A 17,323-nucleotide genomic window follows, 5' to 3' on the forward strand; every position below is an offset into this window, starting at 1 on the left:
GCGGCCCCGGCCGTCAAAGCCCGTTGTCTCGCTTCATGATGATCGGCCCACACACTTCGGCTATGCCGTCGTTGTACACGTTACGGACCCGCTCGGTGGCGTTGTACACCGTGACGAGGTCCGACTGGCTTTGCAGAACCATGATCAAGGCGCGCGCCGCGTCCAGCCAGGCACGGATCGCACCCACGGGCGGATCGGGCACGTCGCTGCCCAGCGCGTCCGAGACCTGCTGCACGGCATTACTTTCCGCGGCGATAAACGCCAACCGCGTGGCATCGTAGGCAGGACTGGCCGTATTGAATGTGTTGAACTGCTGGTCGAAATCCAACTCGGAGTATCTGGCCAGTCGCGCTTGTGCCTCGACGTTCTCGCACGCATCATCGGCGGCCCATGCCGCATCGGTCGAAGCCGTGGCCGCCGGCGGCGGCGACGCGTGGCTTCCCGGGTGCGGGGTCGGTGCGGGGTCGAACAGGCCGCCATCGACCCGACGAGAACCAGGACAGCCGCCAGCAGCGGGGCGGCTATCTGCCGTGCCGTGGCACGGTCCGGGTGGGAGTCTGCCATCTCGACCTGTCGACTTCCTGCAATCGCCGGCTGCGGGCTTAGTGACAAGTACAGCTCACGCGGCCGTATTGAGCAAAGGGTGGCGCGTTTTGCTCGCGCGGCCCCGAAGTTGGCGGATAACTTTCGTGGCGTGGCGGGAGGTGTCAGACTTTGGCTGGCGGATGCGGTGTGGGCAAAGTCCGGTCGGTAGCCGGGTGGCAAGACGCCTGACGCTTCGGAGGTCGTGATGTCAGACACCACGCAGGCATGGGGACCGCCGGCGCCGGGATGGCAGGCGGGTGGCCCGCCGCCGACGCTGGAATACGACGCGTTCTTGTCCTACACCCACCGCGACCGGCCGGTGGCCTCCGGAATCCAGAAGGGACTACACCAGATCGGGCGCCGGCTGGGCCAGTTACGCGCGCTGCGGGTGTTTCGCGACGACACCGACCTGACCGTGCGCCCCGACTTGTGGGCGGCATCGCCGGCGCGCTGGACCGCTCCCGCTTCCTGGTGGTCCTGTTATCGCCCCAGGCCGCCGCCTCGCACTGGGTCAACCAGGAAGTCGGCTACTGGCTGACCCGGCGCGGACGTGGGCAGCTGCTGATGGTGCTGGCCGGCGGTCAGCTGCACTGGGACCGCGAGCACGCGCGGTTTGACCCCCAGACCTCCGACGCGGCGCTGCCGGTGCTCACCGAGCCCGGGGTATTGCCCGAGGAGCCGTTTTTCATCGACGTCAGCCCCGACGCGCCGTGGGACCCGCGCGCACCACTGCTGCGCGAGAAAATCACCGCGCTGGCCGCCCCGATCCACGGCAAACCCAAAGACCAACTGGCCAGCGACGATCTGCACGAACAGCGCCGCTTCCGCCGGCTGCGCGCCGGCGCGATCGCCGCCCTGGTCACACTGACCATCGCCGCCGTCGTCGCCGCCCTCATCGCCATCGACAAACAGCACGAAGCCATCCAGCAACGCAACCAGGCCATCGCCCAACGCCTCGACGCCGAAGCCCAATCCATCCTGGCCGGCGCCCGCCCCGGCGGCGACGCGCTCGCGTTCCAGGAATTGCTGGCCGCGCACAATATCGCCGGCGCACCCGACGACCCCGCCCTCCTGCACGCGGCGGCCCAGCGGATCACCACCTACAAGATCGCCGGCGCAGGCTGCGAATTGACGAAGGTGGCGTTCAGCCCCGACGGGCGCCGGGTCGCGACCGCAGGCAAGGATCACGCGGTGCGGTTGTGGGACGCCGCCACCGGACAACCCGTCGGCAACCCCCTGACCGGCCACACCGGCAGCGTGACCAGCGTGGCCTTCAGCCCCGACGGGCACCGGCTGGCCAGCGCGAGCTGGGACAAGACCGTGCGGCTGTGGAACGCCGACACGGGCCAGCCGCTCCTGACGCTCACCGGGCATACCGAATTCGTCCAGAGTGTGGCGTTCAGCCCCGACGGGCACCGGCTGGCCAGCTCGGGCTGGGACGACGCGGTGCGGCTGTGGAACGCCGACACGGGCGAGCCCCTCGGGCCACCACTTGTTCTGCACCCCGGCGTCGAACACGAACACCACTTCGATCTCTCCTTCGTCGTCGAGGCCGTGGCGTTCAGCCCCGACGGGCACCGGCTCGCCAGCGCGGGCGACGATCAAACGGTGCGGCTGTGGAACGCCGACACCGGCCAACTCCTCGTTCCGCCGCTCACCGGTCACTCGGCCGGGGTGTTCAGCGTGGCCTTCAGCTCGGACGGGCACCGCCTGGCCAGCGGCAGCCAGGACAAGACTTTGCGCCTCTGGGACGCCGACACCGGCCGGCCCCTCGGCGCGCCACTCACCGGCCACACCGACAGTGTGTTCAGCGTTGCCTTCAGCAGCGACGGGCACCGGCTGGCCAGCGCCAGCGGCGACACCACCGTCCGATTCTGGGACCCCGACAGCGGCCAACCGTTGGGCGCGCCACTCACCGGCCATACCGACTCGGTGAACGGCCTCGCATTCAGCCCGGACGGCCGCCGGCTGGCGACAGTCAGCCGGGACGAAACCCTGCGCGTCTGGGACCTCGACACCTATCTCACCGGTCACACGGACAGGGTGAACAGCGCGACGTTCAGCCCGGACGGGCACCGCCTGGCCAGCGCCGCCGCCGACCACTCCTTGCGGTTGTGGGACGCGGATACCGGTCGTCCCCTCGGCGCCCCCCTCAACGGCCACACCGACAGCGCGCTCAGTGTGGTCTTCAGCCCCGACGGGCATCGGCTCGCCAGCGCAGGCGCCGACCAGACCGTGCGGCTGTGGAACGCCGACACCGGCCAACCACTCCAAACCCTGACCGGCCACACCGCCGCCGTGACCAGCGTCGCGTTCAGCCCCGACGGACACCGCCTGGCCAGCGCAGGCGCCGACCAGACCGTGCGGCTGTGGAACGCCGACACCGGCCAACCACTCCAAACCCTGACCGGCCACACCGCCGCCGTGACCAGCGTCACGTTCAGCCCCGACGGACACCGCCTGGCCAGCGCAGGCGCCGACCAGACCGTGCGGCTGTGGAACGCCGACACCGGCCAATCAGTCGGCGATCCGCTGAAGGGGCATACCAACGCAGTTACGGCGGTGGCGTTCAGCCCGGACGGGCACCGGTTGGCCAGCGCCGGCATGGACCACACCGTGCGGCTGTGGGATGTCGAGAAGAGCCAGGCCGTGCTCACGCTGACCGGGCATACCAACGCGGTGCGGAGCGTGGCGTTCAGTCCGGACGGGCACCGGCTGGCTAGCGCCGGCGACGACCAGACGGTGCGGCTGTGGAATCCCGATACGGGCCAACCCCTCACCGATCCGTTCGCCGGGGACACGAACACGGTCGCCAGTGTGGCATTCAGCCCCGACGGCCACCGCCTGGTCTCCGCCAGCTGGGACCAGACGCTGCGGCTGTGGCCCGATGACACCACGCCAAAGGCGTTGTGCGACAAGCTCGTCACCGACATGAGCCACCAACAGTGGGACAACTCGGTGGGACCCGACATCAATTACCGAACCCTGTGCCCGGGCCTGCCCGCCGCACCCGCCTGACGCTTCGGAGGTCGTGATGTCAGACACCACGCAGGCATGGGGACCGCCGGCGCCGGGATGGCAGGCGGGTGGCCCGCCGCCGACGCTGGAATACGACGCGTTCTTGTCCTACACCCACCGCGACCGGCCGGTGGCCTCCGGAATCCAGAAGGGACTACACCAGATCGGGCGCCGGCTGGGCCAGTTACGCGCGCTGCGGGTGTTTCGCGACGACACCGACCTGACCGTGCGCCCCGACTTGTGGGGCGGCATCGCCGGCGCGCTGGACCGCTCCCGCTTCCTGGTGGTCCTGTTATCGCCCCAGGCCGCCGCCTCGCACTGGGTCAACCAGGAAGTCGGCTACTGGCTGACCCGGCGCGGACGTGGGCAGCTGCTGATGGTGCTGGCCGGCGGTCAGCTGCACTGGGACCGCGAGCACGCGCGGTTTGACCCCCAGACCTCCGACGCGGCGCTGCCGGTGCTCACCGAGCCCGGGGTATTGCCCGAGGAGCCGTTTTTCATCGACGTCAGCCCCGACGCGCCGTGGGACCCGCGCGCACTACTGCTGCGCGAGAAAATCACCGCGCTGGCCGCCCCGATCCACGGCAAACCCAAAGACCAACTGGCCAGCGACGATCTGCACGAACAGCGCCGCTTCCGCCGGCTGCGCGCCGGCGCGATCGCCGCCCTGGTCACACTGACCATCGCCGCCGTCGTCGCCGCCCTCATCGCCATCGACAAACAGCACGAAGCCATCCAGCAACGCAACCAGGCCATCGCCCAACGCCTCGACGCCGAAGCCCAATCCATCCTGGCCGGCGCCCGCCCCGGCGGCGACGTCCGGATGTTCGAGGAGCTGCTGGCGGCGCGGGCGTTGGCCGCGCCCGACGAGCCGACGCTGCTGCACACGGTCGCGCAGCGCAGCACCACACTGCGAATCATCGACGTCCGCAGCGGCGTCACCGGCGTGGCGTTCAGCCCCGACGGCGACCGGTTGACCGGCGTCGACCACGACGGAACCGTGCTGTCGTGGGACGCCGCCACCGGACAACCCGTCGGCAACCCCCTGACCGGCCACACCGGCAGCGTGGCCAACGTCGCCTTCAGCCCCGACCGGCACCGGCTCGCCGGTGCCGGACAAGACGGAGCCGTGCGCGTGTGGGACGCCGGCACCGGACAGGTCATCGGCGGCGCCTTCGGTCATTCGGCGACCAGCGTCGCGTTCAACCCCGACGGGCGCCGGCTGGCGGTCGGGAACCTGGACGGGACGGTGCAGATGTGGGATGCCGGCACCGGCCAGCCCCTCAACGCGCCGCTGTCCGGACACGCCGGCGCGGTGACCGGTGTGGCATTCAGCCCCGACGGGCACCGCCTCGCCAGCGCAGGGCAAGACGGAGCCGTGCAGCTGCGCGACCCCGACACCGGCCAGCCGGTCGGCGGGCCCATCGGCGGCCATTCGGCGATCGCCGTTGCGTTCGACCCCGACGGGCACCGCCTGGCCGTCGGCAACGTGGACGGCACCGTACAGATCTGGGACACCGCAACCGGCCAGCCCCTCGCCGCGGCGCTGACCGGTCACACCGACAACGTGGCCGCCCTCGCGTTCAGCCCCGACGGGCGCCGGCTGCTCACCGGCAGCGCCGACCACACCGCGCGCCTGTGGGACCTGAGCGAGCCTCTCATCGGCCAGACCGACAAGTTGCTCGGTGTGGCGTTCAGCCCGGACGGGCACAGGCTGGCCAGCGCCAGCTGGGACCAGACGGTGCGCCTGTGGGACGCCGACACCCGTCTGCCGATCGGCGAACCCCTGCGTGGTCATGTCGGCCCCGTGACGAGTGTCGCCTTCAGCCCCGACGGGCATCGGCTGGCCAGCGCCGGCGCCGACCAGACGGTGCGCCTGTGGGACGCGGACACCGGTCAACCGCTCGGGCCTCCCCTGATCGGGCACCGGGGGCCGGTCTCCAGCGTGGCGTTCAGCCCCGACGGGCACACCTTGGCCAGCGGCGGCGCCGACGCGACGGTGCGGTTATGGAATCCGGATACCGGCCAGCCCATCGGCTTTCCGCTCACCCGGGGGCCCGCCACCGTGCTCAGCATCGCGTTCAGCCCGGACGGTCATCGCCTGGTGACGGGCAACCAAGACCAGACGATCCGGTTCTGGAACCTCGACACCCGCCGGCAGATCGGCCACTGGTTCAAGGCGGACACCGAACAGGTCAACAGCGTCGCCTACAGCCCGGACGGCCACCGCGTGGCCAGCGCGAGTGCGGACCAGACGGTCAAGCTCTGGGACGCCGAGACGCACCAACTGCTCATGACGCTGACCGGCCACACGAAGAGTGTGTGGAGCGTGATGTTCAGCGCCGACGGTCACCGGTTGACCAGCGGCGGCGACGATCAAACGGTGCGGCTGTGGGATGCCGACACCGGCCGGCCCCTTTCGGCCCCGTTTCGGCCCCGTTCACCGGGCACACCGATTCGGTGCGGCGCGTGGTGTTCAGCCCCGACGGGCAGCACCTCGCCTCGGCCGGCCTGGACCAGACAATCCGGCTGTGGCCCGCCCAGGCCACACCGAAGATGTTGTGTGACAAGCTCGCTGCCAACGTGGGCCCCCAACAGTGGCACGACTGGGTGTCGCCGGACGTCGACTATCGAATCCTGTGTCCCGGACTGCCCGTCGCGTCGGGCTGATTCTCGAGCGTCACACTTCCGGATGCCATCTCGTCTGACCGGTATGACACAGACAACCCGCATCGAGCCCCTGCCACCGACGCGCGCCGGACTGCTGACGCGCGCCATCTATCGGATCGCCCGGCGCCGCTACGGCCAGGTGCCGGAGCCCTTCACCGTCGCCGCGCACCATCGCAGGCTGATGGTCGCCGGCGCCGTGCACGAGACGATGGTCGAGCGGGCGTCGCGGACGCTGCCGGCCGGCGTGCGTGAGCTGGCGGTGTTCTGGACGGCCCGCGCCGTCGGCTGCTCGTGGTGCGTCGACTTCGGGTCCATGCTGCAGCGCCTCGACGGGCTGGACATCGACCGGCTCACCGAAATCGACCGCTATGCAACGTCGCCCGCTTTCACCGACGACGAGCGCGCCGCCATCGCCTACGCCGACGCCGTGACCGCCGACCCGCACACCGTCACCGACGAGCAGGTGGCCGACCTGAGGGCCCGGTTCGGGGAGGCCGGCGTGATCGAGCTGACCTACCACGTCGGGCTGGAGAACATGCGGGCGCGGATGAACACCGCGCTGGGCATCACCGAGCAGGGCTTCAGTTCTGGTGACGCCTGCCGGGTTCCGTGGGATGGAAGGATCACGCCGAGCGCAGCGGAGAACCGCTGAACTTGTCGGGATTGGCGATATCCCAGGCGGCGCAGACCTTTCCGTCACGCACGGCGAACGCCACGATGCGCGGCTGCATCCCGCGGTGGCCGTCGCCGCCGGGGCTTCCCGCCGTGTAGGCGCCCAGTTCGCCGTTGACCAGCGCCAACTGGTTCGACGTGACGAACGCGGGCCCGTACCGGCGGGCCAGGCCGAACATGAACCGGGCCACCTTGTCCGGACCGCGGATGGCATGAACGGCGGTGGGCGCCTTGCCGTTCGAATCGCCGATGAAGGTCACGTCCGGATGCAGCAGCGCCACCACGGCGTCGACGTCGCCGGCGGCCATGGCGGCCATCAGCCGCCCGACCACCTCGTCGTGCGCCGGGTCGGGTTTGGGCGGCGGCGACGCCGCGACCGCCTTGCGGGCCCGCGAGGCCAGCTGCCGCGCGGCGGTCTCGGTGGTCGCGAGCACGCGGGCCACCTCGGCGAACGGCACGGCGAACCCGTCGTGCAGGACGAACGCCACGCGCTGATCGGGCGAGAGCCGCTCCAGCACCACCATCGCCGCGAACCTGGCGTCCTCGGCGGCCACCACGGCCGCCAGCGGATCCGAGCGGTCGAAGCCGGTCACCACCGGCTCGGGCAGCCAGTTGCCGGTGTAGGTCTCGCGGCGACGCGCGGCCGAGCGCAGCTTGTCCAGCCCGAGCCGGCTCACCACGGTGGTCAACCAGGCCTGCAGGTCGGCAATCGGTTGGTCCTGGGCGTCCCAGCGCAGCCAGGCCTCCTGGACGATGTCTTCGGCATCGGCCACCGTTCCGGTGAGCCGGTAGGCGACCGCCATGAGATGCGGTCGCAGGGCTTCGAATTGGGCGACCTGCTGGGTGGAGGTCATACGCCGAGCGTAGCCCGGCGCCAACCGGCGAGTGTGAAACCATCGGCACGCTCGGCGCGCAGTGTGACGGTGGCGCTACGTTCGCCGACGGGCCGCGTTACGCTCGCGGCGATGACCAACCACCTCTGGCTGCACTTCTCGCGGCACGGCCCGGACTGCACGCCGCCGGTCATCGTCCGCGGCGAGGGGGTGACGATCTACGACGACCGCGGCAAGAGCTACCTCGACGGGCTGTCCGGGCTGTTCACCGTCCAGGTCGGGCACGGCCGCGCGGAGCTCGCCGAGGTCGCCGCCCGGCAGGCGGGCACGCTGGCGTTCTTCCCGCTGTGGGGGTACGCGACCCCGCCGGCGATCGAGCTGGCCGAGCGTCTCGCGCATTACGCCCCCGGCGAGCTGAGCCGGGTGTTCTTCACCTCTGGCGGCACCGAGGCGGTCGAGACCGCGTGGAAGTTGGCCAAGCAGTACTTCAAGCTCACCGGCAAACCCGGCAAGCACAAGGTCATTTCGCGGTCGGTCGCCTACCACGGCACCACCCAGGGCGCCCTGGCGATCACCGGGTTGCCGCGATTCAAGGCGCCGTTCGAGCCGGTGACGCCCGGCGGCTTCCGCGTGCCCAACACGAACTTCTACCGCGCGCCCGAGCCGTTCAGAACCGGTGAGCGCACCGACCCGAAAGCCTTCGGGCAGTGGGCCGCCGACCGGATCGCCGAGGCGATCGAGTTCGAGGGGCCCGAGACCGTGGCCGCGGTGTTCCTGGAACCGGTACAGAACGCGGGCGGCAGCATCCCGCCTCCCCCAGGCTATTTCGAACGCGTGCGCGAGATCTGCGACGAATACGACGTGCTGCTGGTCTCCGACGAGGTGATCTGCGCGTTCGGCCGGATCGGGTCGATGTTCGCCTGTGCCGACTTCGGCTACGTGCCCGACATGATCACCTGCGCAAAGGGTTTGACGTCCGGCTACTCGCCGCTGGGCGCGATGATCGCCACCGAGAAGCTGTTCGAGCCGTTCGACGACGGCGTCACGACGTTTCCGCACGGCTACACCTTCGGCGGCCACCCGGTGTCGGCCGCGGTCGGGCTGGCCAACCTCGACATCTTCGAGCGCGAGGGGCTCAACGACCGCGTCAAGGCCCGGGCGCCGGCGTTGCGCGCCACCCTGGAGAAGCTCTACGACCTGCCGATCGTCGGCGACGTGCGCGGCGAGGGGTACTTCTACGGCGTCGAACTGGTCAAGGACCAGGCGACCAGGCAGACCTTCTCCGACGAGGAGCGACGACAGCTGCTCGCCCGGGTCAACGCGGGGCTATTCGAGGCGGGTCTGTACTGCCGCACCGACGATCGCGGAGATTCGGTCATCCAGCTGGCGCCGCCGCTGATCAGCGGGCAGGACGAGTTCGACGCGATCGAATCGATCCTGCGCGCCGTGCTGGCCGAGGAGTCCGAACGGCTCTGAACTGCCGGGGCGCGCCGTCACCCGCCGGGACGTGAGGGGCCCCGGCACTGAGTAACATCCGCCCCAGCAGTCACAGCGCGGCTCCCGGGGATCGCGGCCCCGATCGCTTACTGTGCACAGACGATGACCGTCTTACGCTCCGCGTCATGCCTGGCCGCGGCCGTTGTGTTGATGGCCGCCCCGGCGGCCCTCGGCGTCCCCGCCGCGAGCGCCGAACCGGGCCCCGAAGCCGCGCCCTCGTGCCCGTACCGGGTGAACACCCCGCCCGCAGTGGACTCGTCGGAGGCGCCCCAGGCCGGTGACCCGCCGATCCCGCTCCCGGTGCCGCCCAAGCCCGTCGGCGGGGATGCGCTGGGCAGTTGCGGGATCGTCGCCGCGCCCGGCACGCCGCCGCTGCCGACCGACGTCTCGGCCGACGCCTGGCTGGTGGCCGACCTGGACAGCGGGGCGGTGGTCGCCGCGAAGGATCCGCACGGCCGGCACCGCCCGGCCAGCATCATCAAGGTGCTCGTCGCGATGGCCTCCCTCAACTCGCTGAACCTCAACAAGTCCGTCCCCGGCACCGCCGACGACGCGGCCGCCGAAGGTACCAAGGTCGGCGTCAACGAGGGCGGGACGTTCACGGTCAACCAACTGCTGCACGGGCTGCTGATGCACTCCGGCAACGACGCGGCGCACGCGCTGGCCATGCAGCTCGGCGGCATGCAGACCGCCGTGGAGAAGATCAACGTGCTGGCCGCCAAGCTCGGCGGCAAGGACACCCGCGTGGCCACGCCGTCGGGCCTGGACGGGCCCGGCATGAGCACGTCGGCCTACGACATCGGCCTGTTCTACCGCTATGCGTGGCAGAACCCGACTTTCGCCGACATCGTGGCGACCAAGACCTTCGACTTCCCCGGCCACGGCGACCACCCCGGCTACGAGCTGGAGAACGACAACAAGCTGCTCTACAACTACCCGGGCGCGCTCGGCGGCAAGACCGGCTACACCGACGACGCCGGGCAGACGTTCGTGGGCGCGGCCAACCGCAACGGGCGGCGCTTGATGGCGGTGCTGCTGCACGGGACGCGGCAGCCGATCGCCCCGTGGGAACAGGCCGCGCACCTGCTCGACTACGGCTTCGGCACCCCGCAGGGCACCCAGGTCGGCTCGCTCATCGAGCCCGACCCCTCCCTGCTGCCCGCCAAGCACGACGCCGCGGGCGACCAGCAGGGCGCCGCCCAGGCCGGCGCCCTCGTCCCGTCGGCGGACGCGGTGCCGGTCCGCGTCGGCGTGGGTGTCATCGGCACGATCATCGTGTTTGGATTGATCATGGCCGCGCGCACCATGAACCGCCGACCGCAGCATCGTTGAGCGCCCGACCGCGAAGCCTGCGGCCCGCCCTCACCGCCGCGAGCGTCGGTGTCATCTACGGCTACGACCTGTCCATCATCGCCGGGGCGCAGCTGTTCGTCACCGAGGATTTCGGCCTCACGACGCGGCAACAAGAGCTGTTGACGACCATGGCGGTGGTCGGCCAGATCGCCGGCGCGCTGGGCGCCGGCACCCTCGCCAACAGGGTCGGGCGCAAGGCCTCGGTGGTGGCGGTCCTCGCCGCGTACGCGGCGTTCGCGCTGCTGGCCGCGTTCTCCGTGTCGCTGCCGATGCTGCTGGTGGCGCGCCTCCTGCTGGGCGTGGCCATCGGGGTGTCGGTGGTGGTGGTCCCGGTGTACGTGGCGGAGTCGGCGCCGGCGGCCGTGCGCGGCTCGCTGCTGACGGCCTACCAACTGGCGATCGTCAGCGGCCTCATCCTGGGCTACCTGACCGGTTACCTGCTGGCGGGCGCACACGGCTGGAGATGGATGCTCGGGCTGGCCGTGGCGCCCGCGATCCTGTTGATGCCCTTGCTCATTCGCCTGCCCGACACGGCCCGGTGGTATCTGATGAAGGGCCGGCCCGCCGACGCCCGCGCCGCGCTGCTGCGCGTGGAGCCCGCCGCGAACGTCGACGGGGAGCTCGACGAGATCGGCCGGGCCCTGAGCGAAGGTGCCGGCGGACCGTCCGAGATGGTGCGCCGCCCGTATTCGCGAGCCACCCTGTTCGTGGTCACGCTCGGCTTCCTCATCCAGATCACCGGCATCAACGCGATCATCTACTACTGCCCCCGGATCTTCGAGGCGATGGGCTTCACCGGCAATTTCGCGCTGCTGGGGCTTCCGGCGCTGATTCAGGTCGCCGGCTTGGCGGCCGTGGGCACCTCGGTGTTGCTCGTCGACCGGGTGGGGCGCCGCCCGATCCTGTTGTCGGGCATCGCCATGATGATCGCCGCCGACGTCGTGCTGATCGCCGTGTTCGGCAACGACGCCAGGGGATTCGGCGGCGCGGTCGCCGGCTTCGCCGGCATCCTGCTGTTCATCGTCGGCTACACCCTGGGATTCGGCTCGCTGGGTTGGGTGTATGCCAGTGAGAGCTTCCCGACCCGGCTGCGTTCCCTCGGGTCGGCCACGATGCTCACCTCGAACCTGGTGGGCAACGCGATCGTCGCCGCCGTCTTCTTGACCATGCTGCATTCCCTGGGCGGCGCAGGGACGTTCGCGGTCTTCGCGGCGTTCGCCGTGATCGCGCTGGTCGTCGTCCACCGGTATGCGCCGGAAACCAAGGGCCGCCAGCTCGAGGACATCCGGCACTTCTGGGAGAACGGCGGGCGCTGGGAGGCCGGGTGCGACTGATCCGTGCCGGCGCCATGGTCCTCGACGGGCAGGTCCGCCGGCCGGCCTGGCTGGAGATCTCCGGCGGCCGGATCAGCGCCTGCGGGTCCGGCCCACCGCCGCGCCCGGCAGACCGTGCGTTCCCCGATTGCACTGTGGTGCCGGGGTTTGTCGACATGCACGTACACGGCGGCGGCGGCGCCTCCTACACCGACGCCGGCGGCGTCGCCGACGCCGCGGCATTTCACCTGCGGTACGGCACGACGACGACGCTGGCCAGTTTGGTCACCGCCTCCCCCGCCGAGCTGATCGCCGGTGTGCGCGTCCTGGCCGCGGCCACCCGGCAGGGCGTCATCGCGGGGGTCCACCTGGAGGGGCCGTGGCTGAGCCGCGCGCGCTGCGGGGCGCACGACCCCGACCGGATGCGCGATCCGGACCCCGCGGAGATCGACGCCGTGCTGGCGGCCGGCGGCGGCACGATCCGAATGGTCACGCTGGCGCCCGAGCTGCCCGGCGCGCAGGCGGCGATCCGGCGGTTCTGCGACGCCGGAGTCGCTGTGGCCGTTGGTCATACGAATGCAACATACGAGCAGACCGAACTGGCGATCGCCGCGGGGGCCACGGTCGGGACCCATCTGTTCAACGCGATGCGGCCGCTGCATCACCGCGAGCCCGGCCCGGCGCTGGCGCTGTTGGCGGCCCCGCAGGTGACCGTCGAGCTGATCGCCGACGGCGTGCACCTGCATCCGGACGTGATCCGGGCCGTGATCCACGCGGCGGGCGCCGACCGGGTCGCGCTGGTCACCGACGCCATGGCCGCGGCCGGGCGCGGCGACGGGACGTTTCGGCTCGGCGAGGTGACGGTCGAGGTCGTCGCCAATGTCGCACGCGTGCAGGGCACGTCGACCATCGCGGGCAGCACCGCCACCATGGACCAGCTGTTCCGGGCGGTCGCGGGCCTCGCCGGACTGCCCGCCGCGGTGCAGATGACCGCCGCCACCCCGGCGCGCGCGCTGGGGCTGCCGGGGGTCGGCGGCCTGCGGCCCGGCCACGACGCCGACCTCGTCGTGCTCGACGACGGCCTGCGCGTCGTCGACGTGATGCGGCAAGGGCGGTGGCGCGACGCCTAGCGCAGCCAACGGGTCAGCCGCGAAAAAGCCAGCGCACCAACGGCTCCCAGGCCCATCGCGGTCAGCGCCTGACGAGTGCTGAGGCCCTCGTCGAGCTGCACCCGCGGGGCGATGATCGCGGGCGCGGGCGGATATACGTGGCGGTCGCGCGGATCGTCGGACGCCGTCGCGGCCCACGCGGTGCAGAACAACACGAGATACGCGGTGATGTAGGCGAACACCATCAGGCCCAGCACCGGCCCGAACGTCGCGCCCGCCGGGCTGCGCAGCACGACCTTGAGGTAGATCGACCCCACCTGCTTGAACAGCTCGAAGCCCGCCGCCGCGACGAAACCCGCGCGCGCCGACTCGACCAGGCTCACCTTCTCGCGCGGCAGCCGCGCGATCATCCAGGTGAACAGCAACCACGACACCAGCACCGAGAGGGCGATCGAGAAGAGCAGGAACAGCCAGTCGAACACCGTGAACTCAGGTATGCCAAGCCATTTCAGCATCGCGCCCATCGGCGCGGCATGGCCGAGTGTGGTGATGACGACGGTGCCGAGGGTCACCGCGAAGGTGCCCAGCATCGCCAACAGATCGGATAACTTGTTGCGCAGGAAGCCCGGCGAGGAGATCCGGTGCTCCCACCACATCTCCGTGAGGGCCTGGCGCAGATGGGAGATCCAACCCAGGCCGGCCCAGACCGCGGTGGCCAGGCCGATGACACCGATCGACGCCCGCGCGTCGATCGCCGAGTTGATCAGGTCCAGCAGCTGGTCGCCCAGCGCCCCGGTGACCTGGGAGCGGATGTGGTCGTCAATCGTGTTGAGCAGCTGGGGCCGTCGCGCCAGCGTGAACCCGACCACCGCGAAGCCGACCATCAGCAGCGGAAACAACGCGAAGATCGTGTAGTAGGTGAGCCCGGCGGCGAAGAACCCGCCGTTGCGCTTGTCGAAGCGCTCGTAGGCGCGCATGAGGTGGCCGAACCATCCGTACCGCGCTCGCAGCCGATCCAGGATCCCCGGCTTGGCCGGATCGCTCATGGTGGAACCCTATTCCCGTTGCGGAACGAAGCCTAGCCGATCGTAGACCCGCTGAACGGTTTCGCCGGCGACGTCGCTGGCGCGTGCGGCACCGCCGGCGAGCACGCGCTCCAGTTCGCCGAAATCTGCCGTCATTTCGTCCACGCGAGCCTTGATCGGGCCGACGAACTCGATGACGGCCTCGGCGGTGTCCTTTTTCAGGTCGCCGTAGCCGCGGCCCGCGTAGCCGTCGACGAGCTTGTCGACACCCACCCCGGTGACGGCCGACTGGATGGTCAGCAGATTCGACACGCCGGGCTTGGCCTCGAGGTCGAAGCGGATCTCGCGCTCGCTGTCGGTCACCGCCGAGCGAATCTTCTTGGCGGACACTGCCGGATCGTCGAGCAGGTTGATCAGCCCGGTGTCGGTGGCCGCCGACTTGCTCATCTTCGACGTCGGATCTTGCAGGTCGTAGATCTTGGCCGTCGCCTTCGGGATCATCATGTCGGGAACCACGAAGGTGTCCGGGAAGCGGGCGTTGAACCGCTGCGCGACGTCGCGGGCCAGTTCGAGGTGCTGGCGCTGGTCCTCCCCCACCGGCACCAGATCGGTGTCATAGGCCAGTACGTCGGCGGCCTGCAGCACCGGGTAGGTGAACAGGCCCACGGTCGTCGAGTCGCTGCCCTGCCGCGTCGACTTGTCCTTGAACTGCGTCATCCGCGACGCCTGCCCGAAGCCGGTGAAACACCCCAGCACCCACGCCAACTGGGTGTGGGCGGGCACGTGGCTCTGCACGAACACCGTGCTGCGGGCGGGGTCGATGCCCAGCGCCAGATACTGGGCCGCGGTGATCAGCGTTCGGCGGCGCAGCGCCCCGGGATCCTGGGCGATGGTGATGGCGTGCAGGTCGACCACGCAGAAGAACGCGTCGTATTCGTCCGGGTGATCGTCCTGCAGCGCGACCCACTGCGTGATGGCCCCCAACGCGTTTCCCAGGTGCAGGGAGTCCGAAGTGGGCTGGACGCCGGAGAAGATCCGGCGGGATCCGGTAGCGGTGCTCATGGTGTCCCGATCTTTTCACGCGCAGACCCGCCCTTGTTTGCGGTACCGGCGGTACCGGCATTATGGTCGGATCCATGGGGAGCAACGCGGGGATCCGCCCGCCGATACATGTCGGCTCCGGCGAGCCGGTCGTCTTACTGCATCCATTCCTGCTGTCGCAGTCGGTGTGGGAGGAGGTGGCCCAGCAGCTGGCCGACACCGGCCGTTACGAGGTCTTCGCCCCGACGATGGCCGGCCACAACGGCGGCCCCCCGGCGGGTACCTGGTTCCTGTCGTCGGCGGTGCTGGCCGATCACGTGGAGCGCCAGATGGACGAACTGGGCTGGAAGACCGCCCACATCGTCGGCAACTCGCTGGGCGGCTGGGTGGCCTTCGAGCTGGAACGGCGCGGTCGGGCGCGCAGCGTGACCGGCATCGCCCCCGCGGGCGGTTGGACCCGGTGGAGCCCGCACAAGTTCGAGGTGATCGCCAAGTTCATCCTGGGCATCCCGCTGCTGGTGGCCGCCTGGGCGTTCGGGCCGCGGGTGTTGCGCCTGCCGTTCAGCGACCGGCTGGCGACGTACGCGATCAGCGCGTCACCGGACGGGGTCAGCGAGCGTCAACTGTCCGGCGTCGTCGACGACGTCGCGCACTGCCCCGCCTACTTCCAGCTGCTGGTCAAGTCGCTGCTGATGCACGGCCTGCGCGAGCTCGCGGAGAACGCCGTCCCCGCTCACCTGGTGATCTGCGAGAAGGACCGGGTCGTCCCGGCGCCCCGGTTCAGCCGGCATTTCACCGCCGGCCTGCCGGCGGGGCACAAGGTCACCGAGCTCGACGGCGTCGGGCACATCCCGATGTTCGAGGCGCCGCGGCGCGTCACCGAGGTGATCACCGGCTTCCTCGACGAGTGCGTCGCGGCCGAGCCGGGCCGCGAACAGCCCGCGGGCTAACCAGCCGCTAACCAGCCAGAGCCTTATCCAGGTTCTCGGCGATCGAATTCAGGAACTCCTCGCTGTTCTGGTACTCCTGCTCGGGGCCGATCAGGATCGCGAGGTCCTTGGTCATCTTGCCGCTCTCGACCGTGGCGATGACGACGTCCTCGAGCGTCTGCGCGAACCTGGTCACCTCGGGTGTGTTGTCCAGCTTGCCGCGGTGTTGCAGGCCGCGCGTCCACGCGAAGATCGAGGCGATCGGGTTGGTCGAGGTCGGCTTGCCGGCCTGGTACTGCCGGAAATGGCGGGTGACGGTGCCGTGCGCGGCCTCGGCTTCGACCGTCTTGCCGTCGGCCGTCATCAGCACAGACGTCATCAGCCCCAGCGAGCCGTAACCCTGCGCGACGAGGTCGGACTGCACGTCGCCGTCGTAGTTCTTGCAGGCCCACACGTAGCCGCCTTCCCACTTCAGGCACGCGGCGACCATGTCGTCGATGAGCCGGTGCTCGTAGGTGAGCCCCTCGGCCTCGAACTTGTCCTTGAACTCCTCGTCGTAGATGCGCTGGAACTCGTCCTTGAACATGCCGTCGTAGGCCTTGAGGATGGTGTTCTTGGTGGACAGGTACACCGGCCACTTGGCGTTGAGGCCGTAGGCCAGCGAGGCGCGGGCGAAGTCCCGCACCGATGCCTTGAAGTTGTACATCCCCATCACGACGCCGCCGTCCTCCGGGATGGACACCACCTCGTGCACCATCGGCTCGCTGCCGTCGGCGGGGGTGAAGGTGATGGTGACGGTGCCGGGCTGGTCGACCTTGAAGTTGGTCGAGCGGTACTGGTCGCCGAAGGCGTGCCGGCCGATGACGATCGGCTTGGTCCAGCCCGGAACCAGCCGGGGCACATTGGAGATCACGATCGGCTCACGGAAGATGGTGCCGCCCAAGATGTTACGGATGGTCCCGTTGGGAGACAGCCACATCCTCTTGAGGTTGAACTCCTGGACGCGGGCCTCGTCGGGGGTGATGGTCGCGCACTTGACTCCCACACCGTGCTTCTTGATGGCGTAGGCCGCGTCGATGGTCACCTGGTCGTCGGTGCGGTCCCGGTGCTCGATGCTCAGGTCGTAGTAGTCCAGGTTGATGTCGAGGTGCGGAAGGATCAGCATGTCCTTGATCAGCTTCCAGATGACGCGGGTCATCTCGTCACCGTCGAGCTCGACCACCGGGCCCTTGACTTTGATCTTGCGTTCGGTGGACATCGGTGTCCGACTCCTCTTTG

General features: G+C 70.0%; 13 protein-coding genes and 2 pseudogenes. 10 read left to right on the top strand and 5 right to left on the bottom strand.

Features of this window, described 5'->3' with window-relative positions; genetic code table 11:
• Window positions 1–13: 13 nt before the first annotated feature.
• Window positions 14–328, bottom strand: coding sequence for a hypothetical protein (locus G6N48_RS14535; protein ID WP_163670840.1), 315 nt, complete (start codon window positions 326–328; stop codon window positions 14–16).
• A 462-nt stretch (window positions 329–790) separates the two neighbouring features.
• Between G6N48_RS14535 and G6N48_RS14540 the strand changes: the two genes are divergently transcribed.
• From G6N48_RS14540 to G6N48_RS28280, 5 genes and pseudogenes are all read left to right on the top strand, one after another.
• A complete protein-coding gene (locus G6N48_RS14540; protein WP_163670842.1) occupies window positions 791–1,123 on the top strand; it encodes a hypothetical protein in 333 nt (110 codons plus the stop codon).
• A complete protein-coding gene (locus G6N48_RS14545) occupies window positions 1,057–3,603 on the top strand; it encodes a WD40 repeat domain-containing protein (protein WP_332107557.1) in 2,547 nt (848 codons plus the stop codon). The genes G6N48_RS14540 and G6N48_RS14545 overlap by 67 nt, the downstream gene beginning before the upstream one ends.
• Before the next feature lie 16 nt (window positions 3,604–3,619).
• Window positions 3,620–5,989 (top strand): annotated as a pseudogene (locus G6N48_RS14550) (WD40 domain-containing protein); the annotation flags it as partial.
• A gap of 86 nt (window positions 5,990–6,075) precedes the next feature.
• Window positions 6,076–6,273 (top strand): hypothetical protein, encoded by a 198-nt coding sequence (locus tag G6N48_RS28955; protein WP_408632585.1) that lies wholly within the window; start codon window positions 6,076–6,078, stop codon window positions 6,271–6,273.
• Between the two features lie 7 nt (window positions 6,274–6,280).
• Window positions 6,281–6,925: pseudogene (locus G6N48_RS28280) on the top strand (carboxymuconolactone decarboxylase family protein); the annotation flags it as partial.
• Here the strand turns inward: G6N48_RS28280 and G6N48_RS14555 are convergent.
• Window positions 6,897–7,799, bottom strand: coding sequence for a sigma-70 family RNA polymerase sigma factor (locus G6N48_RS14555; protein ID WP_085270899.1), 903 nt, complete (start codon window positions 7,797–7,799; stop codon window positions 6,897–6,899). The pseudogene G6N48_RS28280 and the gene G6N48_RS14555 sit on opposite strands and share 29 nt — an antisense overlap.
• 111 nt (window positions 7,800–7,910) lie before the next feature.
• Here G6N48_RS14555 and G6N48_RS14560 point away from each other — a divergent pair, with 111 nt between their 5' ends.
• The 4 genes from G6N48_RS14560 (at window position 7,911) to nagA (ending at window position 13,071) form a co-directional block, all read left to right on the top strand.
• On the top strand, window positions 7,911–9,254 hold the full coding sequence (locus G6N48_RS14560) for an aspartate aminotransferase family protein (RefSeq protein WP_085270900.1): 1,344 nt from the start codon (window positions 7,911–7,913) through the stop codon (window positions 9,252–9,254).
• Window positions 9,255–9,377: 123 nt separating this feature from the next.
• Window positions 9,378–10,607, top strand: coding sequence for a D-alanyl-D-alanine carboxypeptidase family protein (locus G6N48_RS14565; RefSeq protein WP_085270901.1), 1,230 nt, complete (start codon window positions 9,378–9,380; stop codon window positions 10,605–10,607).
• Window positions 10,604–11,962: a sugar porter family MFS transporter gene (locus tag G6N48_RS14570; RefSeq protein ID WP_085270902.1), complete on the top strand. Its 1,359-nt coding sequence runs from the start codon at window positions 10,604–10,606 to the stop codon at window positions 11,960–11,962. The genes G6N48_RS14565 and G6N48_RS14570 overlap by 4 nt, the downstream gene beginning before the upstream one ends.
• The gene (nagA, locus tag G6N48_RS14575) at window positions 11,953–13,071 is read left to right on the top strand and encodes an N-acetylglucosamine-6-phosphate deacetylase (RefSeq protein ID WP_085270903.1); all 1,119 of its coding nucleotides are present in this window, start codon (window positions 11,953–11,955) and stop codon (window positions 13,069–13,071) included. Before G6N48_RS14570 ends, nagA begins: the two co-directional genes overlap by 10 nt.
• Here nagA and yhjD read toward each other — a convergent pair.
• Window positions 13,068–14,096 carry an inner membrane protein YhjD gene (gene yhjD / locus G6N48_RS14580; protein ID WP_085270904.1) on the bottom strand — a complete coding sequence of 343 codons (1,029 nt, stop codon included), beginning with the start codon at window positions 14,094–14,096 and terminating at the stop codon, window positions 13,068–13,070. The two genes, nagA and yhjD, sit on opposite strands and share 4 nt — an antisense overlap.
• 9 nt (window positions 14,097–14,105) lie before the next feature.
• Window positions 14,106–15,137 carry a tryptophan--tRNA ligase gene (trpS, locus tag G6N48_RS14585; protein ID WP_085270905.1) on the bottom strand — a complete coding sequence of 344 codons (1,032 nt, stop codon included), beginning with the start codon at window positions 15,135–15,137 and terminating at the stop codon, window positions 14,106–14,108.
• A 74-nt stretch (window positions 15,138–15,211) separates the two neighbouring features.
• Between trpS and G6N48_RS14590 the strand changes: the two genes are divergently transcribed.
• Window positions 15,212–16,066: an alpha/beta fold hydrolase gene (locus tag G6N48_RS14590; protein WP_163670848.1), complete on the top strand. Its 855-nt coding sequence runs from the start codon at window positions 15,212–15,214 to the stop codon at window positions 16,064–16,066.
• Window positions 16,067–16,073: 7 nt separating this feature from the next.
• On the opposite strand, the gene G6N48_RS14595 is transcribed toward G6N48_RS14590, so the two are convergent.
• Window positions 16,074–17,303 carry an NADP-dependent isocitrate dehydrogenase gene (locus tag G6N48_RS14595; RefSeq protein WP_085270907.1) on the bottom strand — a complete coding sequence of 410 codons (1,230 nt, stop codon included), beginning with the start codon at window positions 17,301–17,303 and terminating at the stop codon, window positions 16,074–16,076.
• Window positions 17,304–17,323: the final 20 nt, after the last annotated feature.

The sequence above is a fragment of the Mycobacterium parmense genome (assembly GCF_010730575.1).
GTDB classification, from domain to species: domain Bacteria; phylum Actinomycetota; class Actinomycetes; order Mycobacteriales; family Mycobacteriaceae; genus Mycobacterium; species Mycobacterium parmense.

What these genes read in the sequence shown, in the direction of transcription:
- G6N48_RS14590 (WP_163670848.1), top strand. Translation starts at nt 15,212, where the DNA reads ATGGGGAGCAACGCGGGGATCCGCCCGCCGATACATGTCGGCTCCGGC.
- G6N48_RS14555 (WP_085270899.1), bottom strand. Translation starts at nt 7,799, where the DNA reads ATGACCTCCACCCAGCAGGTCGCCCAATTCGAAGCCCTGCGACCGCAT.
- G6N48_RS14595 (WP_085270907.1), bottom strand. Translation starts at nt 17,303, where the DNA reads ATGTCCACCGAACGCAAGATCAAAGTCAAGGGCCCGGTGGTCGAGCTC.
- G6N48_RS14560 (WP_085270900.1), top strand. Translation starts at nt 7,911, where the DNA reads ATGACCAACCACCTCTGGCTGCACTTCTCGCGGCACGGCCCGGACTGC.
- trpS (WP_085270905.1), bottom strand. Translation starts at nt 15,137, where the DNA reads ATGAGCACCGCTACCGGATCCCGCCGGATCTTCTCCGGCGTCCAGCCC.
- G6N48_RS14565 (WP_085270901.1), top strand. Translation starts at nt 9,378, where the DNA reads ATGACCGTCTTACGCTCCGCGTCATGCCTGGCCGCGGCCGTTGTGTTG.
- yhjD (WP_085270904.1), bottom strand. Translation starts at nt 14,096, where the DNA reads ATGAGCGATCCGGCCAAGCCGGGGATCCTGGATCGGCTGCGAGCGCGG.
- G6N48_RS14540 (WP_163670842.1), top strand. Translation starts at nt 791, where the DNA reads ATGTCAGACACCACGCAGGCATGGGGACCGCCGGCGCCGGGATGGCAG.